The 12,892-nt window shown below is 73.2% G+C and carries 9 protein-coding genes; 3 read left to right on the forward strand and 6 right to left on the reverse strand.

Going from position 1 to position 12,892, the window contains the following annotated elements; translation table 11 throughout:
- Window positions 1–140: 140 nt before the first annotated feature.
- Together ACIA3K_RS06150 and ACIA3K_RS06155 are read left to right on the forward strand one after the other, a co-directional pair.
- Window positions 141–1,586 carry a glycosyltransferase family 4 protein gene (locus tag ACIA3K_RS06150; protein ID WP_396799465.1) on the forward strand — a complete coding sequence of 482 codons (1,446 nt, stop codon included), beginning with the start codon at window positions 141–143 and terminating at the stop codon, window positions 1,584–1,586.
- A gap of 148 nt (window positions 1,587–1,734) precedes the next feature.
- The gene (locus ACIA3K_RS06155) at window positions 1,735–2,379 is read left to right on the forward strand and encodes a maleylpyruvate isomerase N-terminal domain-containing protein (RefSeq protein ID WP_396799466.1); all 645 of its coding nucleotides are present in this window, start codon (window positions 1,735–1,737) and stop codon (window positions 2,377–2,379) included.
- 973 nt (window positions 2,380–3,352) lie between these two features.
- Here the strand turns inward: ACIA3K_RS06155 and ACIA3K_RS06160 are convergent.
- The 4 genes from ACIA3K_RS06160 to ACIA3K_RS06175 all read right to left on the reverse strand — a co-directional run bounded on the left by ACIA3K_RS06160 (window position 3,353) and on the right by ACIA3K_RS06175 (window position 8,462).
- Entirely contained in the window at window positions 3,353–4,636 is a 1,284-nt protein-coding gene (locus tag ACIA3K_RS06160; RefSeq protein ID WP_396799467.1) for a citrate synthase, read from the reverse strand.
- A 211-nt stretch (window positions 4,637–4,847) separates the two neighbouring features.
- Complete coding sequence (locus ACIA3K_RS06165) at window positions 4,848–6,878, reverse strand: sulfatase-like hydrolase/transferase (protein ID WP_396799468.1); 2,031 nt, start codon at window positions 6,876–6,878, stop codon at window positions 4,848–4,850.
- A complete protein-coding gene (locus tag ACIA3K_RS06170; RefSeq protein WP_396799469.1) occupies window positions 6,871–8,298 on the reverse strand; it encodes a methyltransferase in 1,428 nt (475 codons plus the stop codon). The genes ACIA3K_RS06165 and ACIA3K_RS06170 overlap by 8 nt, the downstream gene beginning before the upstream one ends.
- 14 nt (window positions 8,299–8,312) lie before the next feature.
- Window positions 8,313–8,462 (reverse strand): hypothetical protein, encoded by a 150-nt coding sequence (locus tag ACIA3K_RS06175; RefSeq protein WP_167517342.1) that lies wholly within the window; start codon window positions 8,460–8,462, stop codon window positions 8,313–8,315.
- Between the two features lie 190 nt (window positions 8,463–8,652).
- On the opposite strand from ACIA3K_RS06175, the gene ACIA3K_RS06180 reads away from it, so the two are divergent.
- Window positions 8,653–9,501, forward strand: coding sequence for an arginase family protein (locus ACIA3K_RS06180; protein ID WP_396799771.1), 849 nt, complete (start codon window positions 8,653–8,655; stop codon window positions 9,499–9,501).
- Between the two features lie 5 nt (window positions 9,502–9,506).
- On the opposite strand, the gene ACIA3K_RS06185 is transcribed toward ACIA3K_RS06180, so the two are convergent.
- Both ACIA3K_RS06185 and ACIA3K_RS06190 read right to left on the reverse strand, forming a co-directional pair.
- Window positions 9,507–10,736 (reverse strand): glycosyltransferase, encoded by a 1,230-nt coding sequence (locus ACIA3K_RS06185; RefSeq protein ID WP_396799470.1) that lies wholly within the window; start codon window positions 10,734–10,736, stop codon window positions 9,507–9,509.
- Window positions 10,733–12,892, reverse strand: a complete 2,160-nt coding sequence (locus tag ACIA3K_RS06190; RefSeq protein ID WP_396799471.1) for an ArnT family glycosyltransferase — start codon at window positions 12,890–12,892, stop codon at window positions 10,733–10,735. The genes ACIA3K_RS06185 and ACIA3K_RS06190 overlap by 4 nt, the downstream gene beginning before the upstream one ends.

Consider the following 12,892-nt stretch of genomic DNA (forward strand, 5'->3'; position numbering starts at 1 on the left):
GTGCGAACCGGCGTCCGATGGCCTTTGCTTGTCGGGGGACACGCGCCTGTGTGTGCCCTTCGGCCCTCGGCCGCCCTCTTTCCACCCTCTCCGCCGCCACTGACGCCGGCGCGCCCCACCATGCCTGGACGGAGACAGATGTGACGACCCTGCGGGTCGATGAGCAGCTCGCTGCCACCAAGGACCGGACCCACCGACCCACCGTGACCTCCCGGCCCCAGCCTTCGACCTCGCCCGGTCCGTCCGCGCAGCCCGGCTCCGCCGTGCCGGCGCAGCGCGGTCCCGGTGTGCCGCCGCAGACCCGTCGCATCCTCATGCTGTCGTGGGAGTACCCGCCGGTACTCGTCGGCGGCCTCGGCCGCCACGTCCACGCCCTCTCCGTCGCCCTGGCCGCCGCCGGACACGAGGTCACCGTCGTCACCCGCCACACCGAGGGCGCACCCCTTGAGGAGTACGCCGACGGCGTGCGCATCCTGCGCGCCCCCGAAGACCCGGTGACGTTCCCCCTCGCCACCGGCTCGCTGCTGGCGTGGACCATGGCCTTCAACCACACCCTCACCCGCACCGCCCTGCGCGCCACCCAGGCCGGCGCCTACGACGTCATCCACGCCCACGACTGGCTCGTCGCGCACACCGCGATGACGTTGCGCGACCACCTGGACATCCCGCTCGTCAGCACGATCCACGCCACCGAGGCCGGCCGGCACCAGGGCTGGCTGCCGGAGGAGATGAACCGCACCATCCACGGCGTGGAGCAGTGGCTCAGCAGCGAGTCCAACCGGGTCATCGTCTGCTCCGGCTACATGCGCGACGAGGTCAACGCCCTGTTCGGCGTACCGGCCGGCCGGGTCGACGTGGTCGCCAACGGCGTCGAGTCGTACCGCTGGAAGGTGCCGGCACGCGACGTGGCGGCGGCCCGCGCCCGGTTCGCCGGCGACGGCCCGCTGGTCACCTTCGCCGGCCGCCTCGTGTACGAGAAGGGCGTCCAGCACCTCGTCGCCGCTCTCCCCCGGCTGCGCGAGCGGCACCCCGGGCTGCGCGCCGTGATCGCCGGCGACGGCCCGTACCGCGCCGAACTGGAGGCCGAGGTGCACCGCCGTGGCCTCGGCGGCATGGTCACCATGCCCGGCTTCCTCGGCGGCACCGACCTGCCGGCACTGATGGCCGCGTCCGACTGCTTCGCCGTGCCGAGCATCTACGAGCCGTTCGGCATGGTCGCCCTCGAAGGGGCCGCCGCCGGTGCGCCCCTGGCCGTCGCCGCCACCGGTGGCCTCGCCGAGATCGTCGAGTCGGGAACGACCGGCATGACGTTCCGCCCGCACGACCCGGACAGCCTCGCCGACGCCGTCGACGCGCTGCTGTCCGACCGTGAGCGCGCCCGCGCCATGGCCCGCCGAGCCCGTCGGATGGTCACCGAGCAGTACGGCTGGACGGCGATCGCCCAGCGCACCGCCGCCAGCTACGGCGCCGCCATCGACAACGACGCCGCGTTCACGACCGAGCGCGCCGAACAGCGCATGTCGCAGGGCCGGGCGCTTCCGGCGCTGCCCGAGGGTAACCTCCTCGCCGCCGCCGGCCTCCGCTGAGACGCCTCGGCTGATCAACCCGGGTTTCGTGAAGTCGGGGTGTCTGACGTCCTTGGACACCCCGACTTCAGGTAAGGCGGGTCCATCACCGGCGGCGGTCCGGCATCGCCGCCCGGCGGCGGGCGGACGGGGCTGCCAGACTGTGCGGATGTCTCGTCCTGTCGACTCCCTGGATTCGGCCTTCCCGGTCGCCGCTTCGATCGCGCTGGACCTGATCCGGCACCCCGAGGTCGCCGCGCGGTGGTCGCGCCCGAGCGCCCTGCCGCACCTGTCCGTGGGTGGTCTGGCATGTCACCTCGGACGGCAGGCGATCCGTGCGGCGGAGTTGCTGTCGACATCCGCCGACCTACCCGTGCTCGACTCCGCTGACAGTCACTACGAGCGGGCCGCCTGGGTCACCGAAGGCACACCCGACGAGGACGCGGTCGCCGAGGGCCCGGACGAGGCTGACGCGCGCCGCGGACCGGACGACCTGCACGCCCGCTGCGGCGAGGCCCTCGCGCAGGTGCACGACCTGCTCGCCCGGGGAACGGCCCTCGACGTGGTGCCGATCCCGTGGCAGGGCTGGTCACTGCGCCGCGCCGACTTCCTGCTCACCCGGCAGTTGGAGATCGTCGTGCACTCAGACGACTTGGCGGTGAGCGTCGGCGTGCCCACCCCGGTCTTCCCGCCGGAGGTCTTCGACCCCGTACGCGACCTGCTGGTCCGGCTGGCCGTCCGCCGACACGGTCAGTCCGCGCTGATCGGCGCGCTCAGCCGCAGCGAACGAGCCCGCGACATCGCCGCCTTCTGACCCCCGGGTTGCCGACCGTTCCGCTGACCGCTGTGTTCCGCCGACCCCCGGTGTCCCGCCGACCCCCGGTGCCCCGCCGACCCCCGGTGCCCCGCCGACCCCCGGTGCCCCGCCGACCCCCGGAGTCGCAGCGGCGCGGTGCCCGGATCCCAACCCCGAGTGTCTGGTTCGGGCCCTGTCGAGGTGCCCCAGATATGGACCGGCCCTTGGAACCACCGGCCAGGCCCCCAGCCGATCACCAGAAGCTCCGAGACCAGTAGCCCTCGGACCTGAAGGCCCGGGTCCAGAAGCCCCTTGATCGACTCCAGTTCCCAGATATCGGGGTGTCCAAGAGCGGCGGATGCCGCGATGTCGGGGAACTGGAGTCGATCATCGGCGGGTGCGGCCCGGCCGACTTAACGGTTACGCGACGGCCAGAGGGGGAGGGCGGGCAGAACGCTAGAAAAAGAAACCAGGGCCGCTTGAACCCACTAACGCCTCGCAGCCCCACCAACGCCTCGCAGCCCCACCAGCGCCTCGCACCCCCACCAACGCCTCGCAGCCCCACCAACGCCTCGCACCCCCACCACACCTCTCCCGCCCTCCACACCCACCGCCCCATCAACGCCTCGCCCCATATCTGGGGCAGCTCGACAGGGGTGGGACCAGGCACTTGGGGTACCGGCCGGAGCAGACCCGCCGGGGCGAAGCTGCCGGGGGCAGAGCTGCCCGGGGGCAAAGCTGCCCGGGGGGGCAAAGCTGCCGGGGGGCAAAGCTGCCAGCCTGTCAATCCGGAAGGCCGGAGAGAGGCCGCAGACGGCCCGAGGAAGGCCGCCGACTACCCGGAGAAGGGCCGCCGTCTACTCGGAGAGAAGCCGCCGACCACCCGGAGAGCCGCCGACCACCCGGCGGCACGCGGACCGAAGCGACGCAGGCCGCCGACCCCGAGTGGGGTCGACGGCCTGCGGTCGTGCGGTCGTGCGAGGAGCGGAGGTCAGCGCTCCTTGAACGGGACGTAGTCCCGCTCGGCGGCGCCGACGTAGACCTGCCGCGGACGGCCGATCTTCGTCTCCGGGTCGCTGATCATCTCGCGCCACTGGGCGATCCAGCCGGGGAGCCGGCCGAGCGCGAAGAGCACGGTGAACATCTTCGTGGGGAAGCCCATGGCCTTGTAGATCAGGCCGGTGTAGAAGTCCACGTTCGGGTAGAGCCGCCGGGACACGAAGAAGTCGTCGGCGAGGGCGATCTCCTCCAGCTCCATGGCGATGTCCAGCAGCGGGTCCGGCTTTGCCATGCGGCCCAGCACGTCCTGCGCGGCCTTCTTGACGATCGCCGCCCGCGGGTCGTAGTTCTTGTAGACCCGGTGGCCGAAGCCCATCAGCTTGACGCCGTCCTGCTTGTCCTTGACCTTGCGGACGAAGGACCGGACGTCGTCGTCACCGGCGTGGATCTGCTGGAGCATCTCCAGCACCGCCTGGTTCGCGCCGCCGTGCAGCGGGCCGAACAGCGCGTTCACGCCCGCCGAGACGGAGGCGAACAGGTTGGCGTTGCTGGAGCCGACCAGCCGGACGGTCGACGTGGAGCAGTTCTGCTCGTGGTCGGCGTGCAGGACGAAGAGCATGTCCAGCACCTTCGACATGACCGGGTCGACCTCGTACGGCTCCGCCGGCACGCCGAACGTCATGCGCAGCAGGTTGTCCACGTACCCGAGGGAGTTGTCCGGGTACAGCAGCGGCTGCCCGATGGACTTCTTGTACGCGTACGAGGCGATGGTGGGGACCTTCGCCATGAGCCGGACCGTGGAGATCTCCACGTGCTCGGAGTCGAACGGGTCCAGGCTGTCCTGGTAGAAGGTCGACAGCGCGCTCACGGCGGACGACAGCACCGCCATCGGGTGGGCGTCGCGGGGGAAGCCGTCGAAGAACCGACGCATCTCCTCGTGCAGCAGCGAGTGCCGCCGGATCCACTCGGTGAACTCGGTCAGCTGCTGCTCGGTGGGCAGCTCACCGTAGATGAGCAGGTACGAGACCTCCAGGAAGGAGGACTTCTCGGCCAGCTGCTCGATCGGGTACCCCCGGTAACGCAGGATCCCCGCGTCGCCGTCGATGTAGGTGATCGCGGATGAGGCAGCCGCGGTGTTGACGAAACCGGGGTCGTACGTCGTCATCCCGGTTTCCTTCAACAACTTGCTCACCCCGATGCCAGCGGGGCCCTCGACCGCGGAATGCACCGGCATCGACAGCTGCCCGCCGGGGTGGTCGAGCTTGACTTCCGTCATGTGGTTCCTCGCTTCGCCGGCAGATCTACGTTGAATTGCCTTCGCTTCTACCGTAATTGCGGCTCGGGGGACACTGCCCGCCGTGGTTCGGCGGTGAGGTATGCGTCACCCGATTCCCGACCAGCAGGCCGGGAAACCCGCAATCCCGGCAGGCGGGAAGCCCACGAAAGCCGCATACGACCTGTCCCGGCAGTCCGACGGACAGCCGGTTTCAGGACAGCGCCAGGCGGCGCAGCGTACCCGTGGCCGTGACCTGGTAGACGTCGAGCTGGTTGGTGCCGGCGCGAAACAGCCGGTCGTCGGTGAGCAGCGCGGCGAAGCGACGCCCGCCCGGGTCGGCCGGCACCACCGGGACGACCGCGCCGATCCTGCCGTTGACGGCGACGGCCAGCAGCGTGCCGTCCGGAATGGCGTCGGGCACGTCACCCCAGACGAGCGCCGGGAGGGTTCCGGTGTCCGGGTCGGTGGCCCGGAACGCGGCCAGGTCGGCGACGCGGGCGCTGCCGCCGCTGGGGCCGGGGCGCACCTCGGTGCCGACCAGCCGGTGCGGTGTCGGCAGCGGCGGTGGGGTGGGTACCCCGCCGGGGAAGGTGACCGCCTCGCCGGGGGTGTCGTAGAAGTGTTTCGTGGCGTCGGCGCGCGGGCTCTGGCGGGCGGAGCGGCCGTCGACCCGCCAGGGCAGGCGGATGCCGGCCTCGTCGGCGACGGTCGGCAGCAGGTCGACGTGTTCCCAGTTGCGGTCGTCCACCCGGCCGGTCTGCTGCCGTGGCTCCTTGACGAACATCGGCACCCAGGCGACCTCGCCGGCGGCGGCCTTGATGGCGTCCATCCCCCGGCCCTGCGCGCCGGGTCGGAAGCTCACCCCGTGGTCGGCGGTGACGACGACGAGGGCCTGGTCGTAGAGGCCGCTGGCGCGCAGTGTGCGCAGCGTCTCGCCGATCAGCCGGTCGGTGTAGCCGAGTTGGGCGAGGTGCCGCTGCCGGGCCAGGTCGATCCAGCCGGCGCCGTCGTTGGGCAGGTCCTCGGGTGCGTCGTAGCGCGCGCCGGACGGCAGGTACGCCCACGGGGAGTGCGGCATCAGCAGGTGCAGGAAGTGCAGGGTGGGCCGGGGCTGCGGCTTCAGCCCGGCGAGGAAGCTGCTGAACCGGGCGGGTTGGTTGTCGTCGAGGCTGTCCCAGCGGAACTTGGGGTCGGCCGGCACCGGCTCGGCGGCGTCCAGGCCGGCCTCGGCGCGCGTCCGCTCCCGGTACGAGTCCTCCGGATCGACCGCGCTCTCCGTCGGCCCGGCGATCCGGCCGAGGAGCTTGCCGGTCTCCTTCACCAGCACGCCGAGGCCCTGGTCGGGGGCGACCGGCTGTTCGCAGCGGCTGGGTGGGCAGAGCCGGGTGATGCTCTCCTCGGCCTGGATGTCGTACAGGCCGCCGAAGGCGGTGAAGAGGTTGTCCGGGTACTGCGAGTAGTGCGGTGCCACCGACCGCGCCGGGTAGCGGCCGGTGAGCATCGCCGGCAGCGCGTTGGGCGTCCAGCCGCTGACCCCGGTGGCGTTGCGGTACCAGGTCGACGCTCCGGCCAACTCGGCGAAGTGCGGGAACCGGGCCGCGTCGATCCGGCCGTCGCCGCCGAGCAGGCTGACCAGCGGCAGCTCGTCGAGGATCAGCATGACCACCGGCGGGTGCACGGCGGTGCCCTGCGCGGTGCCGACCGCGCCGCCGTCGCCGCGCGGCAGCACGACCGCCGAGGTGGGCGACACGAACAGGAACAGCGCCACGAACGCCACCGGCCCGGCGGCGGCCAGTCGCAGCGCGCGGCCCGGGGCCCGCCACCGCCGGTGCGCCGCCGCGCCGGCCACACCGGCCAGACCGGCAAGCCCCAGCAGGGGTACGCCCCGAAGCGTCGTCACGTGCCGACCCACCTGCACGGCGAGGGCGGCGACCAGCAGGCCCACCAGCACGGTGTGGGTGAGCGCGCGGGGGGTCCGCCCGGCCAGTCGACTGAGCGCGCCCAGCGCCGCCACGGGCAGGGTGGGTACGAGCGCCACCAGCGCGACGAGCAGCAGGATCTGGCCGGTGTCGGCGCGGTGGAACAGGAAGAAGTCGGGGCTGCGGCCGAGCACGTCCAGCAGCGGCTGGGTGACGACCAGCCCGACCAGCGCGACGATCTCCAGCGCCCGGCCCAGCTCCCCGCGCCACCCCCGCTCCCACCGCCCGCGTTCGGGTGGGGACTCGACGGGCGGGTCAGCCACCCATCACCGTCCGATAGAGCGTGCGGGTGCCCGAGGGCAGTTCCAGCCGGTCGGTGATCCGGCCCCGGGCGGCGAGGAGCCGTTCGAAGGTGTCCCGCCGGTAGTCGGGGAAGAGTCCGTCGGGCTTGTTGGCCAGCAGCCGGGCGGCCATCGGGTCGTCCGGGTGGACGAACTCCACCACCACGGCCCCGCCGGGCGCGGTCAGCCCGGCCAGCCAGTCGACGACCTCCGGCAGCGGCACGTTGCGGCCGATCGCCAGGTGGTGCGCGAGGGCCAGGGCGAGCACGACGTCCGCCGACGCCCGCTGGGCGAAGCCGGCCCGCTCGACGCCGCGCCAGCCGCCGCCCGGGGACGGGTCGGCCAGGTCGACCACCAGCGGCAGGATCCGTTGCTGCCCCTCGGAGCGCAGTGCCCGGTACAGCTCGTCGACCACCGCCGGGTCCTGCTCGACGGCGACCACGTAGTCGGCGTGCCCGGCCGCGAGTCGGGAGTACCGGCCGTCGTTGGCCCCGAGGTCGAGCACCAGGCGGGGACGGCCGGCGGCGGCCACGGCGGCGACCACGAACTGCTCCTTGGCGACCCGGTCGCGGGCCGAGTAGCCGCAGGTGCGCTGGTAGTCCGACCAGTGGCTGCCGGAGGGGCGGTGTTCCAGGCGGCGGACCAGCTTCTCGATGCCACGTACGGTGGCCGCCTGCAACTGGCGCGAGTAGCCGGCGGCCCGGAGCTGGGCCTTGACGTCGGTGGTGCTGGCGGCGGCGTTGCGCTGCTGCATGGCGCCGTGCAGGTGCAGGTGGGTCAGGACGCCGGGGCGCAGCCGACGGGTCCCGCCGAAGAGGGGGCGCAACTGCTCGGCCTCGATGCCGTCCACCTGGGCGCGTAGCCAGGGTTGGAAGTCCACGCCCAGGTGCGCGGTGAGCAGCAGCGGATAGAGCAGGGTCTGACAGAACTGGCGGTAGCCGGCCCACGGTTCGCCGTCGCGGACCGGCGTGAAGGAGCCGATGTCGATGAAGACGGGTTTCGCGCCGCGCCACTGGAGGTTGTAGGCGGAGCCGTCCTTGGTGGTGAATTCCTCGGCGAGGGCGGTACGCAGGATCTCGAGGTGCAGCAGCGCGGCGTCGCGCAGCATGGCGAAGGACCACTCGTACGGGTGCGAGACGAACGGGATGCGTTCGTGGCGCAGCACCGCCGCCCATTCGGGGCCGGCGGCGGGCGCCAGCGTCGCGGGGGCGTCCTCGGTGGCGCAGACCTTGCCCGCCGAGACGAGGGTGGGAAAGAACGGGCTGGCCGCGAGGGTGCGCCAGTGCGCGGCGGCCTGGGCGTCGAGCCCGCGCAGCACCTCGTCGCCGACGTGGAAGACCCGGTTGGCGGGGTCGCGGAAGGAGGCGGGCTCGGGGCGTACCCCGGTGGGTGTGCTCGTCATGGTCGCCGCGGCCGTTACCGCTGGTCGGTGGGCTGCCGGCGGAACCGGTCGACCAGCCGCCGCCAGTATAGCTTGGCGGCGACCGCGACGCCGGCCACCCCGCCGACCACGGCCTGCACGATCAGGCTGCCCGATCCCGCGTCCAGGTAGGCCAGATGGATCACCGACCGCTCCTTCCCCTCGCCCGTCTCGACACCGGCGTCCCGGGGCGACAGCAATGAGGCTTTTGACCCAGTAAGCCGGACTTGTCCCTCACCGTACGCTGCTCGTCCGCGCCGCCGCGCCCACATCCGAGGACTCCCAGCCCGGCCACAGGAAGCGGCTCGCCTCGGTAGGCTGCGAAGCGTGCGCTGGATGGTCGTGGACGCGCCACTGGACTCCTCCGGCGCTCGGCGCGGCGAGGAACGGGCGCCGGCCGCCCTGCGTCGGGCCGGCCTGCTGGATGCCCTGGCCGCCGACGACGACGGGCAGATCGACGAGGCCCGGTTGCGGGACCCGCACCGGGAGCCGGCGAGCGGGGTGATCGACTCCGCCGGCCTGGTCCGGGCCGGCGCCGCGATCAGCGCGCGGATCGGTGGGCTGATAGCGGACGGCCACCGACCGCTGGTGCTCGGCGGCGACTGCGCGATCCTGCCCGGCATCTGCCGCGCGCTGCCCCGCACGACCGAGCTGTGGTTCGTCGACGCGCATCCCGACTTCCTGGACGGCGCGACGTCGCCGACCGGCGAGGCCGCCGACATGGACCTGTCGGTGGTCACCGGGCACGGCCCGGCCGCCGCGATCGGCGTCGACGACGCGCTGCTCGACCCCGCCCGGGTGCACCTGCTCGGCCACCGACCGCCCACCGACGAGGACAGCCGCGTCGAGGCGGCCCGGATCGACCCGGCGATCCACCAGGTGCCCGCCGCCGACCTGCTGCGCCTGGGCGCCGGCGCGGTCGGAGCGGGCCTGGCCGGCGGCGACGACGGGCCGGCCTGGCTGCACCTCGACCTGGACGTGGTGGACCCGCGCGACCTGCCGGCGGTGACCTACCCGGAGCCGGACGGGCCACGGTGGGCGGACCTCGTCGCACTGGTCACGCCGTTGGCGCGCGCCGACCGGCTGCTCGGGATGAGCGTGACCGACCTGAACCCCGACGAGGACCCCGACGGGCGGCACACGCGGCGCGTCGTCGAGGTCCTCGCACAGATGCTGACCGGCTGACCGGCCTAGCCGCGCCGGTGGTGCATGCCCAGGCGCAGCAGCACGAAGCGCAGCACGGTGGCCGCCAGGTTCGCGACGACCAGCACGGCCAGTTCCACCGATCGGGCGGGTACGGCGGCGACCGCGTGCAGCGCCGCCAGCGCCCCACTGGTCAACGCCAGGCCGAGGCCGAACGCCAGCAGCCCCTGCGCGTGGTGCCGACCGGCATTGCGGCTACCGGTGATCCCGAACGTCAGCCGCCGGTTCGCGGCCGTGTTCGCCACCGCCGTCAGGAACAGCGCCAGCAGGTTCGCCGGCTGCGCGCCGAGCGCGCCCCGGGTGGCCACGAACAGCAGCAGGTACGCCAGCGTGCTGGCCACCCCGACGGCGGCGAACCGGACCAGCTGCCCGGGCAGCCCGACCGGCACCTGCGCCGGTGGCGCGGCCAGCGGCGCCCGACCGAGCTGCGCACGTAGCTCGGCCAGGGGCAGCGCGCCGGTCACCAGGGACCGCCCGAGCCGACCCATCCCCCGCAGGTCGGCCAGGGCGGTGGCGACGATGTCGACGCGACTGTCCGGGTCGTCGACCCAGTCCACCGGCACCTCGTGGATGCGCAGCCCGGCCCGCTGCGCCAGCACCAGCAGCTCGGTGTCGAAGAACCACCCGGTGTCCTGCACGAGGGGCAGCAGCTCACCGGCCACGTCCGCGCGGATCGCCTTGAACCCGCACTGCGCGTCGGAGAACCGCGCGAACAGCGCGCCGCGCAGCAGCAGGTTGTAGGCCCGGGAGATGACCTCCCGCTTGGCGCCACGCACCACCCGGGACGTACGCGCCAGCCGGGTGCCGATCGCCAGGTCGGAGTGGCCGGAGATGAGCGGCGCGACCAGCGGTAGCAGCGCCGCGAGATCGGTGGACAGGTCCACGTCCATGTACGCCAGCACCGGCGCGGACGAGGCCGACCACGCGGCGGACAGCGCTCGCCCCCGACCCTTGGCGTCCAGGTGCAGCACCTCGACGCCGGCCAGTTCGGCGCGGAGGCCCTCGGCGACCGTCAGGGTGCCGTCCACGCTGGCGTTGTCGGCGACGGTGATCTGGAACGGGTACGGGAAGTGCTCGGTGAGGTGGGCGTGCAGCCGGCGTACGCACGGCCCGAGGTCGATCTCCTCGTTGTAGACGGGGATCACCACGTCCAGCACCGCCCCGGTGGTGGTGGACCGGGTCCGGACGGCGGGACGCGGGCCGCTGAGCGCGGTCACGACGCGTCCGCGCCGGTGCTCAGGTCGTAGACGGTGACCCCGTCCACGGTCTGTGCCGTGAAGGTCTCCTCGACCCAGGTGGAGATCTCCTGCGAGGCCGAGCTGCCACCGTTGGCACGGAAGCCGCCACCGCCCAGGAAGTAGTGGATCCTGTGATCGGCGACGTAGCGCTGGAACTGGGCGAGGGTCGGTGACGGGTCGCTGCCGTTGAACCCGCCGATCGGCATCACCGGGTCGCCGGTGGCCAACTGATAGCCGGAGGCGTTGTTGGAACCGATGGTGGCCGCCACCCAGGTGTAGTCATCGCTGTCGCGCTCGAGCAACTCGCGCATCGCGGCGCTGGGCTCGCGGGCGTCGAGCAGACCTCCCATGCCGCCGCGAGCACCGGGCACCTGCCCTCCGCCCGGAGCGCCCGGGAACCGCCCACCGTCCTGGTTGCCGTTGCGGTTCTCGCCGCCCGGCACCGACGCGCCGTTGCGGCCGTCGCCGGGGAACTGGCCACGGCCGGGGAACGCCATGCCGCCCGGCGGTCGTCCGCCGGGGAAGCCACCGCGGCCGAATCCGCCCGCCACCGCGGGGCCGGCGCTCGGGATCGAACCGGTGTGCGGGGTCGCGGCGGTCTGCGCCGCGTACGCCGCCGGCCCCGCGAGGGCCGCCGCAGCGCCGACGCCCAGTGCCACGGCCCCCAGCCACCGGGGAAGTCGGACGGTCAGCAGGAGGAGGGCCGCGCCGAGCAGGCCGGCGACCAGCACGACGGTACGCAGCCACGGGTACCAGTCGGGGCTGCGCCCGAGCAGCACCCACGCCCACCAGACGGTGACCGCGAGGGTGGCGGCGAGGGTCGCCGTGGCGGCCAGTGGACGCCACCGCTGCCACCGGGACACCACCACCGGTTCCTCGTGCGCGTCGGCGGCCGGGGCGGGCCGCGGTCGGCGCTGCCGCCAGAGCAGGGTGACGCCGATGCCGACCAGCGCGCCGACGGCCGGCGCGAGCGCCACGGTGTAGTACGCGTGGAAGATCCCGGACATGAAGCTGAAGATCAGTCCGGTGACCAGCAGCCAGCCGCCCCACAGCAGCAGACCGGCCCGGGTGCGGTCGGTACGCGCGGCCCGACCGGCCACCAGCAGGCCCGCGACCAGCAGGATCAACGCGGCCGGCAGCAGCCAGGAGATCTGACCGCCGACCTCGCCGTCGAACATCCGCAGCAGGCCCGTCCGCCCCGAGAACGGCCCACCGCCACCGCCCATCCGTCCGGCGCCGCCGCCGACGCTGCCCACCTCGTCGCCGGTGATCCGGCCGAGACCGTTGTAGCCGAGGGTCAACTCCAGGATGCTGTTGCCCTGCGAGCCGCCGACGTACGGACGCGCGCTGGCCGGGACGAGTTCGACGACGGCCACCCACCAGCCGGCGGACACCACCACCGCGAGGCCGGCGAGCAGGAGTTGCCGCACCCGCCGCCACAGCCCGGTCGGGGCGGCCAGCAGGTAGACGCCGGCGAACACCGGCACCAGCAGGAAGGCCTGGAGCATCTTGGTCAGGAAGCCGAAGCCGACCAGCGCGCCGACCAGCACGATCCACCGGGTACTGGCCGTCTCCAACGCGCGAACGGTGGCGTACGCGCCGCCGATCAGCAGGAGCACGAGCAGGGCGTCGGGGTTGTTGAAGCGGAACATGAGCGTCGCCACCGGGGTGAGGGCGAGGACCGCTCCGGCGATCAGGCCGGCGACCGGCCCGTACCAGCGCTTCACGCTCGCGTACAGCACGCCGACGGAGGCGACCCCGCACAGCGCCTGCGGGACGAGCATCGCCCAGCTGTTCAACCCGAAGATCCGCACCGACAGGGCCATCAGCCAGAGCGAGGCGGGGGTCTTGTCCACGGTGATCGAGTTGGCCGCGTCGGACGAGCCGTAGAAGAACGCCTTACCGCTCACCGAGCCGGCCTGCGCGGCGGCCGCGTAGAACGAGTTGGCCCAGCCGGAGGCGCCCAGGCCCCAGAGGTAGAGCAGGCCGGTGCCCAGGAGCAGGGCCAGCAGAGCGGGGCGGGTCCAGGTCGCCGCACAGCCCGCCGGAGGCGGGTGTTCCTCGGGGCGCGTGCGCGGGTGGGGCGGCCCGACCGGGTTGCCGGGCGTCGTCGACAGCGTGTCTGTTCGGTCCAT

This window comes from Micromonospora sp. NPDC051543, from assembly GCF_044454415.1.
Lineage (GTDB): Bacteria > Actinomycetota > Actinomycetes > Mycobacteriales > Micromonosporaceae > Micromonospora.

Excerpts from the sequence above, each read along its gene's own strand:
- ACIA3K_RS06155 (WP_396799466.1), top strand. The coding sequence starts at position 1,735 with ATGTCTCGTCCTGTCGACTCCCTGGATTCGGCCTTCCCGGTCGCCGCT.
- ACIA3K_RS06160 (WP_396799467.1), bottom strand. The coding sequence starts at position 4,636 with ATGACGGAAGTCAAGCTCGACCACCCCGGCGGGCAGCTGTCGATGCCG.
- ACIA3K_RS06170 (WP_396799469.1), bottom strand. The coding sequence starts at position 8,298 with ATGACGAGCACACCCACCGGGGTACGCCCCGAGCCCGCCTCCTTCCGC.
- ACIA3K_RS06180 (WP_396799771.1), top strand. The coding sequence starts at position 8,653 with ATGGTCGTGGACGCGCCACTGGACTCCTCCGGCGCTCGGCGCGGCGAG.
- ACIA3K_RS06190 (WP_396799471.1), bottom strand. The coding sequence starts at position 12,892 with ATGGACCGAACAGACACGCTGTCGACGACGCCCGGCAACCCGGTCGGG.